Source organism: Microlunatus soli (assembly GCF_900105385.1).
GTDB classification, from domain to species: Bacteria; Actinomycetota; Actinomycetes; order Propionibacteriales; family Propionibacteriaceae; genus Microlunatus; species Microlunatus soli.
Genome location: NZ_LT629772.1, coordinates 4,909,150 through 4,926,592, shown reverse-complemented (window position 1 = coordinate 4,926,592; position 17,443 = coordinate 4,909,150). Strand labels below are relative to the sequence as shown.

15 protein-coding genes are annotated in these 17,443 nt (G+C 66.1%); 6 read left to right on the top strand and 9 right to left on the bottom strand.

What is annotated here, in order from left to right:
• Positions 1 to 2 precede the first annotated feature (2 nt).
• A complete protein-coding gene (locus tag BLU38_RS22530) occupies positions 3 to 1,325 on the bottom strand; it encodes an ABC transporter substrate-binding protein (RefSeq protein WP_231919990.1) in 1,323 nt (440 codons plus the stop codon).
• Between the two features lie 103 nt (positions 1,326 to 1,428).
• Entirely contained in the window at positions 1,429 to 2,277 is an 849-nt protein-coding gene (locus BLU38_RS22525; protein WP_091527617.1) for a LysR family transcriptional regulator, read from the bottom strand.
• A gap of 105 nt (positions 2,278 to 2,382) precedes the next feature.
• On the opposite strand from BLU38_RS22525, the gene BLU38_RS22520 reads away from it, so the two are divergent.
• The 3 genes from BLU38_RS22520 (at position 2,383) to BLU38_RS22505 (ending at position 4,379) form a co-directional block, all read left to right on the top strand.
• Positions 2,383 to 3,108 (top strand): SDR family oxidoreductase, encoded by a 726-nt coding sequence (locus BLU38_RS22520; RefSeq protein ID WP_091532968.1) that lies wholly within the window; start codon positions 2,383 to 2,385, stop codon positions 3,106 to 3,108.
• Positions 3,109 to 3,169: 61 nt separating this feature from the next.
• The gene (locus BLU38_RS22515) at positions 3,170 to 3,520 is read left to right on the top strand and encodes a VOC family protein (protein WP_091527616.1); all 351 of its coding nucleotides are present in this window, start codon (positions 3,170 to 3,172) and stop codon (positions 3,518 to 3,520) included.
• Between the two features lie 136 nt (positions 3,521 to 3,656).
• Positions 3,657 to 4,379: a hypothetical protein gene (locus tag BLU38_RS22505; protein ID WP_231919989.1), complete on the top strand. Its 723-nt coding sequence runs from the start codon at positions 3,657 to 3,659 to the stop codon at positions 4,377 to 4,379.
• A 38-nt stretch (positions 4,380 to 4,417) separates the two neighbouring features.
• Here BLU38_RS22505 and BLU38_RS22500 read toward each other — a convergent pair whose 3' ends face one another.
• The 6 genes from BLU38_RS22500 to BLU38_RS22475 all read right to left on the bottom strand — a co-directional run bounded on the left by BLU38_RS22500 (position 4,418) and on the right by BLU38_RS22475 (position 12,929).
• Positions 4,418 to 7,597 carry a DEAD/DEAH box helicase gene (locus BLU38_RS22500; RefSeq protein WP_172836200.1) on the bottom strand — a complete coding sequence of 1,060 codons (3,180 nt, stop codon included), beginning with the start codon at positions 7,595 to 7,597 and terminating at the stop codon, positions 4,418 to 4,420.
• A 58-nt stretch (positions 7,598 to 7,655) separates the two neighbouring features.
• Positions 7,656 to 8,867: an ADP-dependent glucokinase/phosphofructokinase gene (locus BLU38_RS22495; protein WP_091527612.1), complete on the bottom strand. Its 1,212-nt coding sequence runs from the start codon at positions 8,865 to 8,867 to the stop codon at positions 7,656 to 7,658.
• The gene (locus BLU38_RS22490; RefSeq protein WP_091527611.1) at positions 8,867 to 9,727 is read right to left on the bottom strand and encodes a ketose-bisphosphate aldolase; all 861 of its coding nucleotides are present in this window, start codon (positions 9,725 to 9,727) and stop codon (positions 8,867 to 8,869) included. The genes BLU38_RS22495 and BLU38_RS22490 overlap by 1 nt, the downstream gene beginning before the upstream one ends.
• Positions 9,728 to 9,823: 96 nt before the next feature.
• Positions 9,824 to 10,666 (bottom strand): carbohydrate ABC transporter permease, encoded by an 843-nt coding sequence (locus tag BLU38_RS22485; protein WP_091527610.1) that lies wholly within the window; start codon positions 10,664 to 10,666, stop codon positions 9,824 to 9,826.
• Positions 10,663 to 11,613 carry a carbohydrate ABC transporter permease gene (locus BLU38_RS22480; RefSeq protein WP_091527609.1) on the bottom strand — a complete coding sequence of 317 codons (951 nt, stop codon included), beginning with the start codon at positions 11,611 to 11,613 and terminating at the stop codon, positions 10,663 to 10,665. Before BLU38_RS22480 ends, BLU38_RS22485 begins: the two co-directional genes overlap by 4 nt.
• 17 nt (positions 11,614 to 11,630) lie before the next feature.
• The gene (locus tag BLU38_RS22475) at positions 11,631 to 12,929 is read right to left on the bottom strand and encodes an ABC transporter substrate-binding protein (RefSeq protein WP_091527608.1); all 1,299 of its coding nucleotides are present in this window, start codon (positions 12,927 to 12,929) and stop codon (positions 11,631 to 11,633) included.
• 183 nt (positions 12,930 to 13,112) lie between these two features.
• Here BLU38_RS22475 and BLU38_RS22470 point away from each other — a divergent pair, with 183 nt between their 5' ends.
• Complete coding sequence (locus BLU38_RS22470) at positions 13,113 to 13,922, top strand: DeoR/GlpR family DNA-binding transcription regulator (RefSeq protein WP_091527607.1); 810 nt, start codon at positions 13,113 to 13,115, stop codon at positions 13,920 to 13,922.
• A 3-nt stretch (positions 13,923 to 13,925) separates the two neighbouring features.
• Here BLU38_RS22470 and BLU38_RS22465 read toward each other — a convergent pair whose 3' ends face one another.
• Positions 13,926 to 14,420 carry a methylated-DNA--[protein]-cysteine S-methyltransferase gene (locus BLU38_RS22465; protein ID WP_091527606.1) on the bottom strand — a complete coding sequence of 165 codons (495 nt, stop codon included), beginning with the start codon at positions 14,418 to 14,420 and terminating at the stop codon, positions 13,926 to 13,928.
• A gap of 231 nt (positions 14,421 to 14,651) precedes the next feature.
• Here BLU38_RS22465 and BLU38_RS22460 point away from each other — a divergent pair, with 231 nt between their 5' ends.
• Together BLU38_RS22460 and BLU38_RS22455 are read left to right on the top strand one after the other, a co-directional pair.
• The gene (locus BLU38_RS22460) at positions 14,652 to 16,253 is read left to right on the top strand and encodes an ABC transporter substrate-binding protein (protein ID WP_231919988.1); all 1,602 of its coding nucleotides are present in this window, start codon (positions 14,652 to 14,654) and stop codon (positions 16,251 to 16,253) included.
• 91 nt (positions 16,254 to 16,344) lie between these two features.
• The gene (locus BLU38_RS22455; RefSeq protein ID WP_091527604.1) at positions 16,345 to 17,430 is read left to right on the top strand and encodes an ABC transporter permease; all 1,086 of its coding nucleotides are present in this window, start codon (positions 16,345 to 16,347) and stop codon (positions 17,428 to 17,430) included.
• Positions 17,431 to 17,443: the final 13 nt, after the last annotated feature.

The window sequence follows — 17,443 nt, the reverse complement described above, 5'->3', positions numbered from 1 at the left end:
GATCACTCCGTCCCGATGTCGCGTCGGATCGCGGCGTCGGCGAGCTTCTCGGCCTCGGCGATCGCCGCCTCGGGTGCCTTTTCCTCCAGCCAGCACAGGTCGCGCTGTTGGGAGTAGGCGAGCTCGATCTCCGGATAACCGGACAGCTCGGTATCCATCACCAGCTTGGGGTGCTGGTCGACCAGCACCCGATGGAAGGAGTCGACATCGAAGTGCTTGTCGGGCTGCTGGCCGAGCAGCCCGGTCAGCACCGTCTCGGGGTCGACCGTGTCCAAGGCAGGCATCTTGCCGGCAGTGATCATCGGGGCTGCTCCTTCGGTGACCCAGTGCCGGGCGAACTCCCAGGCCAGGTCCTGGCGACGCGATGTCGGATTGATCATGATGAAGTTGCCGTAGGTCCCGGTATCCCAGTCACCGCCACCCGACACGGTCGGCACCGGTGCACAGCTGACCCGGAAGTCGTGGGCGTATTCCTCGTCGTCGTTCAGGTAGCGCAGGTTGAACGGCGCCGTCGGCCAGATCGCGAAGTCGCCGGCCAGGAAGGCATTCTGCTGATAGGCATCCAGTTGCCGGGCCAGCACTTCGCGCCACGGATAGAGACTGCCCTCGGCGATCATCTGCTGGCCGAGTCGCAGCCCCTGCAGGAAGTGCGGGTCGCCGAAGTTGGATCTGCCGTCAGCGGTGTACCAGTAGTCCGAACCGAGGGCGATCCGCGCGACATCGGGAACCGTGTAGGCGCCGGCCGTCCGATCGGTGGTCAGTCGTCGGGCATAATCCCGGTAGTCCTCGATCGTCCAGGCGGTCGGCAGCTCGGCGCCGGCCCGTCGACGCAGCTTCTCGTTGATCAACACGAAGTTGGGTTCCCGGGTCGTCGCGAGTCCGTGGATGCGGTCGCCGGACCAGAATGCGCGCGGCTGTCGCCGATCCAGGAACGGTGCCAATTCGGGGTCCGCCCGAACGCGGTCGGTGAGGTCGGCGGTCAGCCCGGATTCCGAGCGCAGTGCCAGTGAGGCGGGCAGGTAGGTGAAGTAGATGTCGATGTCGACTCCGCCCTGCAGCGCGGAGTCCAGCTTCAGGTTGCCACGTTCGTCGTTGACGTAGCGGGTGTAGTTGATCTTGGTGCCGGGGTGGCTCCGCTCGAAGTCCTTGATCAGATCCGCCGGACCGGACTCCGCCGGCACACCGCCCCAGACCTGGAGCGGTCCGTCACCGGACGGTGTCCTCCTGCCACAGGCCGGCAGCACGCCGGCCGCTGCGGCGGCACCGGTGGCCGCCAGCAACCGTCGCCGGCTCAGTCGGCCGGAGCCGGTACGCGGTGTCGCCATCGTGATCCCCCTCGACCGGTCGCCCACACGTCTGCAAGACATTAGCTAGATCATCGGAGAATTCCAACCCAAAACGCAAATCTTTTGCAGCGTGACACGGCACTCAGAGTCGGGTGGCGGTCCGGACCAGTCCGGCAACGGCGGTCGACCGGCTTTGCGGGGGCCAGGCGATCACGGTCGTGACGGTCGGTGCATCGATCACCGGCACCGACACCAGGTCCTCGCCCAAATGCGAGCGCACCGACTCCGGCAGCAGCGCGGCGGCCCGACCGAGGGCGATCAACTGGAGCAGTTGGGAATGCTCGCGCACCTGCGGTCCCGGCCCGTCGGGATAGCTGCCGTCCGTGCGCGGCCATCGAGCCATCGGCGGGGCGGTCAGTGCAGCGACGTCGGCCATCCGGAGATCGGTCCGGCCGGTCAGCGGGTGGCCGGCAGGCAACACCAGCAGCTGACTCTCGGACCCGAGATCCTCGGTGTCGAAACCGGCCGTGCCGTCGAACGGCCGATGCAACAACGCGACGTCTGCTCGGCCGTCCCGGAGCAACTGTTCCTGCTCACCGATCCCGCAGAGCACGACCTCGACGCTGACCGCACCGGGTTCGGCGGCGTAGACGTCGAGCAGCTTGGACAACAGTCCGTTGGAGGCACCGGCCTTCGTCGCGAGCACCACGCCAGGGTCGCCCGTGGGCGCAAGGGCGGCCCGCCGGGTGCGCCGCTCCGCGGCGTCGACCGCATCCAGTGCCGTCCGACTCTCCCGCAACAGGACCACGCCCGCCTCGGTCAGCCCGACCGAGCGACTGGTGCGTTCCAGCAGCGGCGCGCCCAGTCGCCGTTCGAGTTGCCTGATCGCCCGGGACAACGGCGGCTGAGCGATCCCGAGCCGCTCGGCGGCCCTGCCGAAGTGCAGCTCCTCGGCCACCGCAACGAAGTAGCGCAACTCCCGCGTCTCCATGATCGCAAACGCTACTTCCACTCCGCCGCAACCGATACCCCTGGGGTATCGCTAGACACCCGATCGGTGTTGGTCCGAGCACCACCACGGAGCAGCATGGGCGCCATGACAGAACAGACGATCGCGCTGGTCACCGGCGCGAACAAAGGCATCGGATACGAGATCGCCGCCGGCCTGGGCAAGCTCGGCTGGCAGGTCGGCGTCGGCGCTCGTGATGACGGTCGCCGTGCGGAGGCCGTGGCGAAACTACGGGCGGGCGGAGCCGACGCGTTCGGGGTGCCGCTGGACGTCACAGACGAAGCCAGCGTCGCTGCCGCCGCACAACAGCTCGAGGCACGTGCCGGCCGGCTCGACGTGTTGATCAACAACGCCGGCATCACAGGTGGCCCGCTGCAACAGCCGACCGCCGCCGACCTGCCGACCATCCGGGCCGTGCTCGAGACCAACGTGCTCGGCGTGATCAGCCTGACCAACGCCGTGTTGCCGCTACTGCGCCGTTCGACGTCACCGCGGATCGTGAACATGTCCAGCAGCGTCGGCTCGTTGACCCGGCAGACCGATCCGGAAGGGCAGACCGGACCGATCTCGATCGCCTACTCCCCGTCCAAGTCGTTGCTGAACGCGGTCACCATCCAGTACGTCAAGGAACTCGCCGACACCAACATCCTGATCAATGCCGGCTGCCCCGGCTTCGTCGCCACCGATCTGAACGGCTTCCGCGGCCACCGCACCCCCGAGCAGGGCGCGGCGATCGCGATCAAGCTCGCCACCCTGCCCGACGACGGCCCGACCGGCGGCTTCTTCGAGGATGCCGGCGTCGTGCCCTGGTGATCGAGCACTTCGAGGAACTCGCTCCCGGCGCTTGTCAGGGCGTCCGGCTAGGGTTCGATCCATGATCGGACGACTGCACGGCATCGTCATCGACTGCCCCGACCCGGAGTCGCTGGCGACCTTCTACCAAGATCTGCTCGGCATGATCAGAGTGCAGGACTCCCCGATCGTGATCGGCGATTCCGCCGATCGGCCCGGCCTGTGCTTCCGGCAGGTCGACAACTACCGACCACCGACCTGGCCGACCGGCGAACGCCCGCAGTTCCTGCATCTGGACGCGAGAGTCGATGATCTTGCCGAGGCGACGCTGCGGGCCGTCCAGCTGGGCGCCACCCGACTGGACGGCGGTGGTGACAACTTCACCGTTCTGGCCGACCCCATCGGCCACCCGTTCTGCCTGGTCCAGTTCTAGCCCCCACAGCCCCACTGCCCTTCGACAACCTCAGGGACCTTATTCGAGCTTGATCGAAGTTCCCGCCAGATCCCCTTCCGGGTCGCTACCGTGATGCGCCGTCACAGGACAGCACGATCACCGAAGGAGACGTCGGGTGAGGACTACCCATCGGCCGCGGGTCGGCAGGACTCGGCCGCGCGGTCCCGCCGTTGTCGCGGGAATGATCGCCGCCCTGGCCCTGTTCGGAGCGTGCGGGACACCGGACGCGCAGTCGACGTCGGACGTGCAATCGACGTCGACCCCCGAGCCCACCTCGGTGACAAGTCACCCGGCGACACCGTCGACGAAGCCACCACGGCCGAGTTCGTCATCCTCCGAGGTGCCCTCGGACTGGCAACCGGTGACGTACGGGCACCTGCGCTACTACGTTCCACCAGACTGGAAGATCCGCACCGTGCAGCGCGGTAACACGACGGTCCCGAGGCCGACGTATGCCCAGGGGTTCTGCACGTCCAACCCGAGCGAGTCGCTCGGCATGGTTGTGCTCACGCAGAAGCGGCACGCCAAGAACGCGCGGAAGACGGTACGGGCCGAGGTGCAGCACTCGGCCGACGAGTTCTACTCCGACCGTTCACACCAGCTGAAGATCGGTCAGGACGACGCCAAGGGCGGCACCGCGGCGCTTTCCGCGCGCATCGACCTCGCACCGTCGGACGATCCCTGCGACGGAGAGGCGGCGGTGATCGCCATTCTCGGATGGTCCGATTCCGAGGGCGGCGTCACGATGTTGATCGCCGTCGGAGAAGTCGGCCTCCGACAGTCCCCGGACCCCGGTGACCTCGCGCGGATCGTCAACAGTGTCGAGGATGCCGATTGACCCGCGGCGATCGCCCCGGCCGCGTGACCTTCCTCGGGTCAGGCGATCAGGGACCGGATCTCGGCCGCGGAAAGCCGCGAGCCGGACGCGGCAGCGCCGTCCATCACGCTGGCGAAGAGTTTGGCCTTGTCGGCCTTCAACGCCATCACCTTCTCCTCGATGGTGTCCTTGGCGACGAGCCGGTAGACCATGACATTGCGGGTCTGCCCGATCCGGTGGATCCGGTCGATGGCCTGCTGCTCGGAGGCCGGGTTCCACCAGGGGTCGAGCAGGATGCAGTAGTCGGCCTCGGTCAGGTTGAGACCGAAGCCGCCGGCCTTCAGGCTGATCAGGAAGATCGGCACCGCACCGCGTTTGAAGGTGTCGATCACTTCGGGCCGGTTCTTGGTCCGCCCGTCCAGGTAGGCGTAGTCGATGCCTGCGGCGGTGAGTTGCTCGGCGACCTTGGTGAGGAATCCGGTGAACTGACTGAAGATCAACAACCGGTGTTCCTCGGCGAGGATCTCGGTGACCAGATCCGCCAGCGCCTCGAGCTTCGTGGACGGCACGTCGGCGTACTGGTCGTCGTGCAGTGAGGCGTCCAGGCTGAGTTGCCGCAGCAGGGTCAGTGAGCGGAACACCTCGAAACGGTTGGCATCAAGATCATCGAGCAGGCCGAGGATCTTCTGCCGTTCGCGGTGCAGATGGGTCTGGTAGACCTTGCGATGTTTGGGCAGCAGATCCAGGGCGATCACCTGTTCCTGCCGCGGCGGCAGTTCCGCTGCCACTTGTTCCTTGGTCCGCCGCAGCATGAACGGGCGCACCCGGCTACGCAGCCGGTCCAGCAGAGTTTGATCATGGTTGCGTTCGATCGGCTTGGCGTAGTCGTCCCGGAACGCTGTCGGGCCGGGGAACAGACCCGGCGCGGTGATGGAGAACATCGACCAGAGCTCCATCAGGTTGTTCTCCATCGGCGTCCCGGTGATCGCCACCTTGAACGGCGCGTCGATCATCCGGACGCACTGGTAGGCCCGGGACTGATGGTTCTTCACGAACTGCGCCTCGTCCAACATCATCCCGGCCCAGCGCAGCGCGGCATAGTTGTCGAAGTCGATCCGCAACAGCGTGTACGAGGTGAGCACCAGATCGGCGCCGGCCACGGCATCGGGGAGCGCGACGCCGGACTTGCCTTCGGTCTCGGTGATCGCGACCACCTTCAGGTCGGGAGCGAACCGGGAGGCTTCGGCAGCCCAGTTGCCGACCACGCTGGTCGGCGCGACCACGAGGTAGGGCTCGGATCCGCCGGTCCCCCGCTCCCGGGCGTGACAGATCAGGGCCAGGGTCTGCAACGTCTTGCCCAGTCCCATGTCGTCGGCGAGCACCCCGCCCAGCCCGTGATCATGAAGATAGGCCAGCCAGTCCAGGCCGTCGCGCTGGTAGTCGCGCAGGGTCGCGGTGAACCCGGCGGGTGGTTCGATCCGCTCCACCTCACCGGCGCTGCGCAATCCGCTGATCGCCGACCGCCACTCGGCCGCCTGCTCCAGATCGACGCCGAGCTTCTCGATCTCTTCCCACCAGTCGACCTGGAAGCGGCTGACCGTCACACCGTCGGCCGTCGGTTCGCCGATCGCCCTGGCCTCGGCGATCAGATCGGCCAGCTGCCGGAACTCCGGGCGGTTCAACCGGAAGTAGGTGCCGCTGGGCAGCACCAACATGGGTTCGCCCTTGGCCAGCGCCTTGAACAGGGTGGCGAACTCCACCCGTTCACCGTCGACCTCGACGGTCACCGACAGCTCGAACCAATCCCGTTCGCCACGGATGTGCTCGGTCTTGACCTTGATCATCGGCGGCCGGGAGGCTTCGGAGTATTCCGGCAGCTGACCCTCGAAGATGATCATCAAGCCAGCCTGCCCGTCCAACTGCGGCAGCACCTCGGAAACGAAGTGGATCATGTCCTCGGTGCCGAGCTTGTTGCGGGCCAGCAGCGAACGCGAGACCGAGCTGTCCAACAGCACGTCGAAGCGTTTGAGGTCCAGCCGGGTCAGGATCTCCTGCTCGGCGGGCAGATCACGATTCTGCGATCCAGCGCCGACGACCAGCGAGAACCGTTCACCCGGATCGTCCTCACCCCGTCGATACCACCAGTCCCAGCGCAACTCCATCTGGTGATCCGACCGAGGCCTGAGCTCCAGCGCCAGCACCGGCTCGCGGCGGGCAGGTGGTACGAAACTGTGGTCACTGGAGCGGACCGCGATGGTGGTCCGAAGACGCGGGAAGTAGTCGTCCAGGAACTTCTGCTCGTCCTCCCCGGGCACCACCAGCGACTGACCGCTGATCAGCAGCCGGCTGATCGCCGGATCGAGTGGCTGCTCCAGCATCGCGAACCGGAGTCCGCCGTCGTCGTCGCGGCGGGCCAACAGCTGCTGCGGTACGCCGACCACGGTGGTCTTGGTCGGATCGAAGGTCTCCCCCTGTTGTTCGAAGACCGGCGCCAACGTGAGTCCGTCGTCGTCACGGTGGGCCTCGAGCCAGACCCGGACCGGCTCGTCGTCGATCAGCACCGGGGCTCCGCTGTCGTCACCGATCAGGGTCAGTCCGGAGCGCCGGACGTCGCCGAGCAGGGCCCACAGTGCCGAACTGGAGACGTCGTCGAGCCGCTTCCAGTTCTGCTGATGGGACCATTGATCGCGGCCGAGCCCTCGGATCGCGGCCAGCAGCTGGTGGTGCCCGGGGTCGAAGTCTCCGGCCGGCGAGGATGTGCCGAACAGCTGCCAGCCGACGTCGCCGCGGATCCACCGTCCGCTCTTGCCCTTGACCACCGGCCGGGCCCGCAGTGGCTCGGGTGAGGACGAGCGCAGGTCGAGTTGCAGTGCCACCGCCGTGACCGGCGCAGTGTTGTGCCGGACCAACGGCTCCAGCATCCGACGCCACGACGTCGACCCGGCGTCGTCTTCGGACGGCTGCCGAGCGCCGATCAGGGTGGCGGCGACGTGTTTGCAGTTGATGTGCATCGGGCACGAACAGACCCCGACCGTCGGCCGGGAGGTCCGACCGCCGTTGAACAGGATGTTCACCCGATAGGGCTGAGGTCGGGAACCGGAGACCACACCGTCCAGCACACTCTGCCCCTGCGACCAGTTGACCCGCTCGACGCGCCCGGACGCCGCATACTCCACACCGCGGTAGAGGGTGTTCCAACCGACCAGGTTGCCGATGGCGTCGTCGGACAGGTCGATCATCGCCCACCCCTCACGGCACCCAGTAGATCTGCGGTCGGTCATCGGACCGACCACCAGACTAGAGACCACCACCCACATCGGCGCCCACCGGCACGACGGCGGACAGGAATCCGCCGACGAAGGTGTCGCCGAGCCCGATCGTCGTCGGATGCTCGACGTCCAGTCGAGCGGCGGGCCGGCACACCAGTCCCGGACCCCACCGACGCTCCAGGCCCTCGGCGAACGTGACCGCCTGCGGCTGCCGCAGGCCCCGGCGGACCCGGTCGAGCTGGTCGTCGGTGCAGTCGTCGCCGTAGGCGTACCGGGCGCCGGCATGGGTGACACCGGCGTCGAGTGCGGCTCGCCAGTCAGCGGCCCGCTCCCCGACCGCCGCGGCCCAGTGGGCGGTGTGCACGACGAGGGTCCTGGCCGGCACGATGGTCCGCACCTGACGCAGGGCGGTCAGCATGTGATCGGCCGACAGCAGGTCGACCCGTCGACCGAGATAGCTCTGCAGCTCGTCCTCGTTGAGCCCGAACACGTCGATCCGGTCGAGCAGGGCGCGCTGCACGATCGGCTTGAACTCCTCGACGTGGAAGCCGGCGTCCTCGTAGTAGACCAGTGCCTCCGGCGGCAGCCGGGACAGCGCCCGGCGCAGGGTGGCGAGCCGGTCCTGCAGCAGGTCGCTGCGCCGGATCCCGTTCAGTCCGGCGAACATGAAGACCCGTGCTCGGGACAGCAGATCACCGAGGTCGTCGCGCAGCACCATCTCCTCGTTGGGCGGGTCGTTGACGTAGATCAACCGGTTGGCCCGGGCCGCCGTGAGTTCCCGCTCTCCGACCCGGACCCGGAGGCCGCGTTCGTATTGCGCGATCAGGTGCGGGTAGCTGCTGTCCTCGGTCCCGCTGCAGACGTAGTGACAGTTCGCCGGCAGCAGCCGCCGAAGATGATCATTGACGGTGACCAAATGCAGGGTCGGGTCGATCCCCGATCTGCTCAACACCAACCCCGCCCGGACCGACGAACCACCGAGCGTGATCCTGCGCGGCATCCGCGCGGCGAAGGTGGTGATCACCTCGGGGTCGACGACGAAGTGCTCGCCACCTTCACCGTGCCTGAGGTGATCCAGGATCGAGATCACCAGATCACGTTCGGTGCGGATCTCCGCGCGCCGATCGAGTTCGTCGGCACCGATCCGGTACTCCTCGACCAGCGCGTCCAGGACCGGCGCGGACAGCGTCAGCTCGTAGTCGATGCCGCCGCCGAGACCGAGTACGACGTCGGAGCGCATCAGTAGAGCGCACCGCGTCCGGCTGCGTCGAAGAGGGAGATCTTCTGGGCGGCGACCACCTTCATCGCCTGCACCGCAGCCGGTTGGATGACGTTCGGTTCGCGCAGCGCCGGATCCTTCAGCACCTCGCGCAACGCATCGTGGTAGGCGACCTTGATGTCGCTGGAGATGTTGATCTTGTTGATGCCGAGCTTGACGGCCTGACCGATCTCGTCGTCGGGATTGTTCGACCCGCCGTGCAGCACCAGCGGCAGCTCGACCCGTTCCTTGATCTCACGCAGCAGGTCCAGCTTGAGTTCCGGCTTCAGGGTCGAGGGGTAGATGCCGTGGTAGGTCCCGATCGCCACCGCCAGACTGTCCACTCCGGACCGCTTGACGAAGTCGACCGCGTCGGTCGGATCGGTGTAGATGATCGACGACGTGCCGGCCTCGGCCTGGGTATCGGTCTGTCCGATCGTTCCGAGCTCGGCCTCGACCGAGACGCCGACCGCGTGCGCTGCCTCGACCACCTTCGACGATACGGCGATGTTGTCCTCGAAAGGCAGCATCGACCCGTCGATCATCACCGAGGTGAAGCCGGTCTTGATCGCGGTGATGATCTCGGCATAGCTCGCCCCGTGGTCCCAGTGCACTGCGATCGGGACCGACGACCGATGGGCGCGCTGGGCGATGGCGGCATTCACGTCCGGGCCGATGTGAGCGACCTCGCTGGGATGGATCGCCACGATCAGTGGGGCGTCCAGCTCCTCGCTCACGTCGACGATGCCGTTGAACATGGCGTAGTCACTGATGTTGAAGGCCGGGACGGCGAAGTTGTGCTCGTTGGCGACATCGAGAATGGCCTTACCGGTGGTGAGCATGGGACGTCTTTCTCCTTGGTCGAATTGATCTTGGGGTCGGATTGATCTTGGGGTCGAATTGATCTTGGTCTGTCGGGTTGCAGTCGGTGCGCCGGCTCAGGCCTTGACCGCTCCTGCAGTCAGCCCGCCGATGAAGCGACGTTGGAAGATCAGGAAAACGATCAGCACCGGGACGGAACCGAGGATGCTCATCGCCATCATCTGGTTCCATTCATAGGAGTGCTGCCCCATCAGCAGCTGGATACCGATCGGCACGGTGCGCATGTCGTCGGTCCGGGTCAGGGTCAGTGCGAACAGGTACTCGTTCCAGCTGATCATGAAGGTGTAGACGCCGACGGCGATCAGGCCGGGCACCGAGATCGGCACCAGCACCCGCCAGAGCGCTCCCCAGCCGCCACCGCCGTCGACCTTCACCGACTCGTCCAGCTCCCGCGGCAACCGGTTGAAGTAGGCGGTGATCATGATGATGGCGTAAGGCAGCGTGAACACCATGTGGGTCAGGATCAGGCCGGGATAGGTGTTGTACAGCCCGAGGGCGACCACCAACCCGAAGTACGGGATCACCAGAGTCATCGGCGGCACCGCCTGGACCGCGATGATGATCACGTTGATGCTGGATTTGAAACGGAACTCGTGTCGGCTGAAGCCGTATCCGGCGAGGACCGCCACCAGCAGCGTCAGCACCGTCACACAGCCGGCGACGATGTAGCTGTTGGCGAAGAACCGCAGCTGGGACGGGTTGCCCAGGATCGCAGCGTAGGCGTCGAAGGAGAAATGCCTGGTGATCAACCTCGGGGGCAGCGCGAACACCTCACCGTTGGTCTTGAACGAGGTGGACAGCATCCAGACCACCGGCAGCGCGGCGAAGGCGGCGCCGAGCAGCAGACCGGCGATCAGGCCGATCCTCATCAGCAGCACGCGCGCGGGTGATGTCCTCATCGTGTCACCTCCCGTTGCGAACGGACGTAGCACAGCGCGAGGATCAGACTCAACCCGAGGACGATCACCGCACTGGCCGACGCGGTGGCGAACTCGTAGCTGCTGAAGGCCTGCTTGTAGGTGTAGGTGCTGAGCATCTCGGTGACATTCAGTGGCCCGCCGCCGGTGGTCATCCAGATCAGGGCGAACTGCTGGGAGGTCCAGATCAGGTCGAGCACCGTCATGCTCAGCAGAATCGGCTTCAGCTGCGGGATCGTGACGTGGAAGAACTGGCTGACCCCACCGGCACCGTCGACGGCGGCGGCCTCGTAGAGCTCCGGCGAGATGCCCTGCAGCCCGGCCAGCAGGCTGATCATGAAGAACGGATAGCCGGACCAGATGTTGACGAACGTCACCGCCCACAGGGCGAGCGACGGATCGGCCAGCCAGTCCACCCCGTGCTGCAGAATGCCGATCGTCTGCAGCACGTAGTTGACCACACCGTACGGGTCCAGCAACAGCCGCCAGATCACCGCCACCACGGCGATCGTGAACAGCCACGGCAGGATGTAGACCAGCCGGAAGATCGCCTTCGCCAGACCACCCAGCAGCGGCGAGTTCAACATCCTGGCGAAGGTCAGCCCGAGAAACAGGTGGGCCGCTGTACTGATCATGATGAACGCGACCGTGTGCCGGAGCGCGGCCAGGAAGTTCGGGTCGGTCAGCACCTTGACGTAGTTGGCCAGCCCGGCGAACACCGGGTTGGGCTCGACGATCACGTTGTCGGCGAAGGAGTAGCCGATCACCATCACGATCGGGATCACCATCAGTACGATGATCAACAACGCTGTCGGCGACAGGTAGCCGTACGGGACCAGCCGATGCAGACGACGGCGACGACGCACCGGGGCGGGCCGCACCGGGCCGGGCGTCGACACCGGCGACGCGGGCCCGGACCGAGTGGGCATCTCGAGCGTCGATCTCATCAGGACCCCGAGATGGCCGTCGTCCAGCTCTGTTGAGCGGTTGCCAGTGCGGCATCGGGCTTCTTCTTGCCGGTCATCGTCTGTTGCAGTTGCTCGTCGAAGCTGCGCATCAGATCCTCCGACTTCGGCATCCCGACGAATTCGTTGGTGATCTTGCTCTTCCGGTAGATGCCGTAGGCGGTGCGGAACAGCGGATCACTCTCGCTGAGGTCGGGCTTGGCGGTCTTGTTGCCCGGGAATCCGTTGGCCAGTGTGCTCAACTCACCGTTGGCCTTCTTGCTGAGCAGGAACTGGACGAACTTGAACGCTTCTTCCTTGTGCTCCGACGATTCGGCGATACCGATCCCCCAGGACGCGTACGGCAGCCCGCGTTTGCCGGTGTAGCCGTCGACCGCCGGGATCGGGGCGACGGTGAAGTTGAGCTCCGGATTGTTCTTCCGGATCAGGTTGATGTGAGCCAGCGTGTCGATCGCCATCCCGACCTGTCCGGTGGTGAACTTCTCGACCTTGTCCTGTTCCTTCATCGTCAGGTAGCCCGGGGAGATCACGCCGGCGGCGTTCAGCTCGTTGAGGTACTGCACGACGCTGGTCACCTGCGGCCCGGTGAGGTCGGGTTTGCCGTCCGGGGTGAGCATGCTGCCGCCGGAGGCCCACGCCCAGGACATCACGTCATTGCCGACACCGACCGGGACCGAGGAGTCCAGTGGCAGTGCCCAGCCCTTGACGTTGCCACCGAGCTTGCTGATCTTGATCGCGGCTCGCTTGAACTCACTCCGTGTCGAGGGCACCTTCGACACACCGGCCTTCTTCAGCAGGTCCTTGTTGACGAACATCGGGTAGACGAAGTTGACCACCGGGATCATCGTCGTCTTGCCGTCGACCTTGACCTGGCTGGCGAGCTGGCTCGGGTCGTACTTCGCCTGGGTCATCAGCTCCGACAGGTCGGCGATCGCGTGCTGGCGGGTGAAGTCGTTGACCCAGGAGCCGTCCAGGCCCATCACGTCGGGCAGCGTCCGGGACGCCGCACCGGAGATCAACTGTTGTTTTGTGGAGGCGAAGGGTGCGGTCAGCAACTTGATCTTGATCCCCGGGTTCTGCGACTCGAACTCGGTGACCAGCTTCGCCAACGCGCCGTCGGGCAGTTCGGCCGCCCACCACTGGGCGAACTCGAGGGTCACCGGTCCGTCGTCGGATCCGGAGTCCGAACTGCAGCCGGGCAGTACGGCGAGGATCGTCGCGGCGACCAGCACGGTCACCAGCCGGGTCGCGCGGCGCAGCAGCCTGCGAGGCACTGTCATCGTCAACTCCCTTGTTCAGATGAATACCGATCTGTGCCGGTTTGTGCAGGTTAATGCGCTTCTCTGCGGCATCGCAAGAGGCACGCACCGCAGTTTGCTGCGTTTACTGCGCTTCTGTGCGACACCTGCCGAGAAGTTGCGATAGTCTGCAGCTCCTGAACGGATCCGAGCGCAAGGAGCACCATGCCCGCAGCCGGCGACGACGGGCAGCGCCAACTGCCGGCCGGTCGGAAGGCACGCCTGCTGGCCCACCTCGACGAGGTCGGCCAGGTGACCGTCGGGTCACTCGCCGAGCGCTTCGGCGTCTCGATCGACACCATCCGTCGCGATCTGGACCGACTCAGCGCCGACGGCCGATTGGTCCGCACCTACGGCGGGGCCGTCAGCTCGGCCGCCGCCCGCCAGCTGGATCGAGCGGTCGACGTCCGGCTGACCGAGCAGGAGGCGGAGAAGGGCCGGATCGCCGAGGTCGCGGCCCGGCTGGTCGACAACGGCTCGACGATCATCATGAACGGCGGCACCACGGTGCTCGCGGTGGCGCGCGCCCTGCGCGACCACCACGACCTCACCGTCGCCACCAACAACCTGCTGGTGCCACCGGCGTTCGGTTCGTCGGTGGTGCGCGAGGTGTACATGTTCGGCGGCGCGGTCCGGGCCACCACCCTGGCCACCATCGGGCCGGTCAGCTTCCGCGACGCCGGCGGCAACGAACTCGACATCAACGGCGACCTGGCGCTGATCGGCGTCGGAGCCGTCTCGGCCGACGCCGGCTTCACCACCAGCAACCTCGCGGAGGCGGCGATGATGCGGGAGATGATGAACTGCGCCGAACGAGTGGCCGTGCTGGCCGACGCGCAGAAGTTCGGCCGTCGGCTGTTCGCCAAGATCTCCGACCTCGCAGCGGCCGACTACCTGGTCACCGACGCGCCGCCCGCACCGCCGTTGGCCGAGGCCCTGGACGCGGCAGGTGTCGAGGTGCTGCTGCCCGACTGAACCTCAGATCAGGGCCGGCGGCAGCGCGCCCTCATGCTCCAGCAACCACACCTTGGTCTGTCGACCCTGCCCCGGCTCGCCGCCGGAATAGCCACCCAATCCGTCGGCGGCCACGACGCGGTGGCAGCCGATCACGATCGGCAGCGGGTTGCTGCCCATGATCGAGCCGATCGCCCGGGCCGGAACCGACGAGCCGCTGCGGGCGGCGAGCTCGCCGTAGGTGACGGTCTCGCCGTAGCCGACGGTGTCCTTCAGGGCGGTCAGCACCGCCGTGCTGGCGGCCCCGAGCCCGGTCAGGTCGACCGGCAGCTCGAAGCTGCTCCGCTCGCCGGCGAAGTACTCCTCCAGTTGCCGCACCGCCTGCTCGGCGATACCAGCGGCTTCGGGCGACCCCGGCTGTTCGGTGTCCGCTCCCCAGTGCACAGATCGCAGACCCGCATCGTCGGCCTCGACGGTCAGGGTGCCGACCTGGGTGCGCAGACTTCTGACGGCGTTCATGGATAACAGTCTGACTGTCATTACCGACAGAACGCAGCGAATTCGGCAGCGGAAATCGGACATCACGATCAAACTTGTGCCGTTGCCGCCGATCCCCGAGCGACCAGCATGAATGCGTCCTGCGGGCTCGCAAGTGTTAAGGTCCCGTCCAGCATACGGACATGCCGTTGTTCGGGACCCCCGGTCGACCAGCGGCGACCAGAACGAGGACCCGACTTCAGGAGAACCGAGTTGAATCGCAAGCGCGCAGCAGCCCTCGTCGCGGGGCTCGGATCGCTGACCCTGGCCATTGCCGGTTGCGGCGCCGGCAACCCCGGAAACAGTGGCGGCGGTGGCGAGGGCGGCAATGCAGCCGCCGTCATCGTCGGAACGACGGACAAGGTGGTCTCGATCGACCCCGCCGGTTCGTATGACAACGGCTCACTCAACGTGCAGACCCAGGTCTATTCCTACCTGCTGAACTTCCCAGAGGGCGAGACCACCCCGCAGCCCGACGCGGCCAAGAGCTGCGACTTCACCAAGCCCACCGTCTACACCTGCGAGATGAAGGACGGGCTGAAGTTCGCCAACGGCCACGAGCTGAGCGCGTCCGACGTCGCCTTCTCGTTCAACCGGATCCGCAAGATCAACGACCCGAACGGTCCGGCCGCCCTGTTGGGCGCGATGAAGTCGGTGAAGGCCGAGGGCAACAAGGTCGTCTTCACCCTCAAGTCGCCCAACGATCAGACCTTCCCGCAGGTGTTGGTCACCTCCGCCGGTCCGATCGTCGACGAGGAGAGCTACCCGGCCGACAAGGTGCTCAGCGATGACGAGGTGGTGAAGTCCAAGGGCACCTCGGGGCCGTACACGATCACCAGCTACCAGAAGAACCAGCTGGCCGAGTTCAAGGCCAATCCGGACTACAACGGCACCTACGGCAAGCCGAAGCTGGATGCAGTGACGATGAAGTACTACGCCGACGCCAACAACCTCAAGCTGGACATCCAGAACAAGGACATCGACGTCGCCTACCGGTCGCTGACCCCGACCGACATCGCCAACCTGAAGGGTGTCGACGGCCTGACCGTGCACACCGGCCCGGGCGGCGAGTCGCGCTACCTGGTGTTCAACCTGAAGACGATGCCGGGCGACAACGACAAGCAGAAGCTGGCGATCCGGCAGGCGATGGCGTCCTCGGTCGACCGGCAGGCGATCGCCGACGAGGTCTACAAGGGCACCGTGACCCCGGAGTGGTCCCCGATTCCCGAGGGCCAGCTGGCCGCCGCGACCCCGTTCAAGGATCTGTACGGCGAGAAGCCCGACAAGGCCAAGGCCGCCAAGTATCTGAAGGATGCCGGAGTGAAGGCACCGGTCAACCTCGACCTGTGGTACAACCCGGATCACTACGGTTCCAGCTCGGCCGACGAGTACAACGCGATCAAGCGGCAGCTGGAGGCCACCGGCCTGTTCACGGTCAAGCTGCAGTCGGCGGAGTGGACCACCTACAACGCCGAGCGGGTCAAGGACAGCTACCCGATCTACCAGCTCGGCTGGTTCCCCGACTTCCCTGATTCCGACAACTACCTGACGCCGTTCTTCGCGCCGGACAACTTCGTGGACAACCATTACGAGAACCCGGCGATGACCAAGCTGCTGGACTCCGAGGTCACCGACTCCGATGAGGCCAGCCGCAAGAAGACCCTGGTCAAGATCCAGGATCTGTCGGCCAAGGAGGTCTCGATCCTGCCGCTGCTGACCGGGTCGCAGGTCGCGGTCGCCAAGAATGAGGTCAAGGGTGTGAAGAACACCCTCGACCCGAGCTTCAAGTTCCGTTTCACCTCACTGTCGAAGTGACGTCCCGAACCCGAACGACCACGCCATAGTCAGCGACAACGGCGGGCCAGCCCTGTGCTCGGCCCGCCGTTGGCCTGCGAGGGGAAATCACATGGCAACCACCGAACTTCTGGCCCCGACCGAGCCGCCCGCCGCGCCGGTGACCCGCGGTCGCCGCGGGATGCCGCCGCTGCTGCGCTACATGCTGGTCCGGATCGGGCTGGTGATCCCGATGTTGTGGATCCTGGTCACCCTGGTCTTCCTGCTGATGCGGGTGATCGGCGATCCGATCAGCGCAGCGCTGGGCGGCAAGATGAGCCCGGAACAGATCGCGTTGCGCAAGGCCGAGGCGGGCCTGGACCGGCCGCTGATCGTGCAGTACGGCGAATACCTGGGCGGCATCGTCCGGCTCGACTTCGGCACCACCCTGACCGATCACCGGGCGATCAGTGAGATCCTCAAGGTCAACGGTGCGGCGACCTTCGAGTTGTCGGTGTATGCCTTGATCGTCGCGTTCCTGATCGGGATTCCGCTGGGCCGGATCGCAGCCCGCTACCGGGATCGGTTGCCCGACGTCGCCCTCCGGCTGTTCGCGATCCTGGTTTACGCGGCACCGGTCTTCTTCCTCGGACTGCTGCTCAAGCTGGCGTTCGCGCCGTTCGGCTGGCCGGTCGCCGGCCGGGCGAGTACCGCCACCGAGTTGACCCTGCAACACGTCCAGCCGCGCACCCACATCATGCTCGTCGACGCGGTCCTGTGGGGAGACCCCAAGCTGATCACCGACGTGCTGCAACATGCGGTGCTGCCCGCGGTCGCCCTCGGCCTGTTGACCGGCGGGGTCTTCCTGCGACTGGTCCGGGTCAATCTGCTGCAGACGTTGCGGATGGACTACGTGATCGCCGCCCGGGCCCGCGGCATCAACGAACGCCGGGTGCTCAACAAGCACGCCTTCCGCAACGCCCTGGTGCCGGTCGTCACCGTGATGGGCATGCAGATCGCGATGATGCTCGGTGGCGCATTGTTGACCGAGACCACCTTCGAGTGGCAGGGCCTGGGTTACACGCTCGGCCAGTACCTGCTCAAACGCGACTTCATCGCCGTCCAGGGCATCGTCACGGTGTTCGCGATCATCGTCGCGTTGGTGTCGGTGTTGATCGATTTCATCGTCGCACTCGTCGACCCCCGCGTCCGGTTCTGAGGGAGTAGTTGAT

What these genes read in the sequence shown, in the direction of transcription:
- BLU38_RS22530 (WP_231919990.1), bottom strand. Translation starts at nt 1,325, where the DNA reads ATGGCGACACCGCGTACCGGCTCCGGCCGACTGAGCCGGCGACGGTTG.
- BLU38_RS22525 (WP_091527617.1), bottom strand. Translation starts at nt 2,277, where the DNA reads ATGGAGACGCGGGAGTTGCGCTACTTCGTTGCGGTGGCCGAGGAGCTG.
- BLU38_RS22520 (WP_091532968.1), top strand. Translation starts at nt 2,383, where the DNA reads ATGACAGAACAGACGATCGCGCTGGTCACCGGCGCGAACAAAGGCATC.
- BLU38_RS22515 (WP_091527616.1), top strand. Translation starts at nt 3,170, where the DNA reads ATGATCGGACGACTGCACGGCATCGTCATCGACTGCCCCGACCCGGAG.
- BLU38_RS22500 (WP_172836200.1), bottom strand. Translation starts at nt 7,597, where the DNA reads ATGATCGACCTGTCCGACGACGCCATCGGCAACCTGGTCGGTTGGAAC.
- BLU38_RS22495 (WP_091527612.1), bottom strand. Translation starts at nt 8,867, where the DNA reads ATGCGCTCCGACGTCGTACTCGGTCTCGGCGGCGGCATCGACTACGAG.
- BLU38_RS22490 (WP_091527611.1), bottom strand. Translation starts at nt 9,727, where the DNA reads ATGCTCACCACCGGTAAGGCCATTCTCGATGTCGCCAACGAGCACAAC.
- BLU38_RS22485 (WP_091527610.1), bottom strand. Translation starts at nt 10,666, where the DNA reads ATGAGGACATCACCCGCGCGCGTGCTGCTGATGAGGATCGGCCTGATC.
- BLU38_RS22480 (WP_091527609.1), bottom strand. Translation starts at nt 11,613, where the DNA reads ATGCCCACTCGGTCCGGGCCCGCGTCGCCGGTGTCGACGCCCGGCCCG.
- BLU38_RS22475 (WP_091527608.1), bottom strand. Translation starts at nt 12,929, where the DNA reads ATGACAGTGCCTCGCAGGCTGCTGCGCCGCGCGACCCGGCTGGTGACC.
- BLU38_RS22470 (WP_091527607.1), top strand. Translation starts at nt 13,113, where the DNA reads ATGCCCGCAGCCGGCGACGACGGGCAGCGCCAACTGCCGGCCGGTCGG.
- BLU38_RS22465 (WP_091527606.1), bottom strand. Translation starts at nt 14,420, where the DNA reads ATGAACGCCGTCAGAAGTCTGCGCACCCAGGTCGGCACCCTGACCGTC.
- BLU38_RS22455 (WP_091527604.1), top strand. Translation starts at nt 16,345, where the DNA reads ATGGCAACCACCGAACTTCTGGCCCCGACCGAGCCGCCCGCCGCGCCG.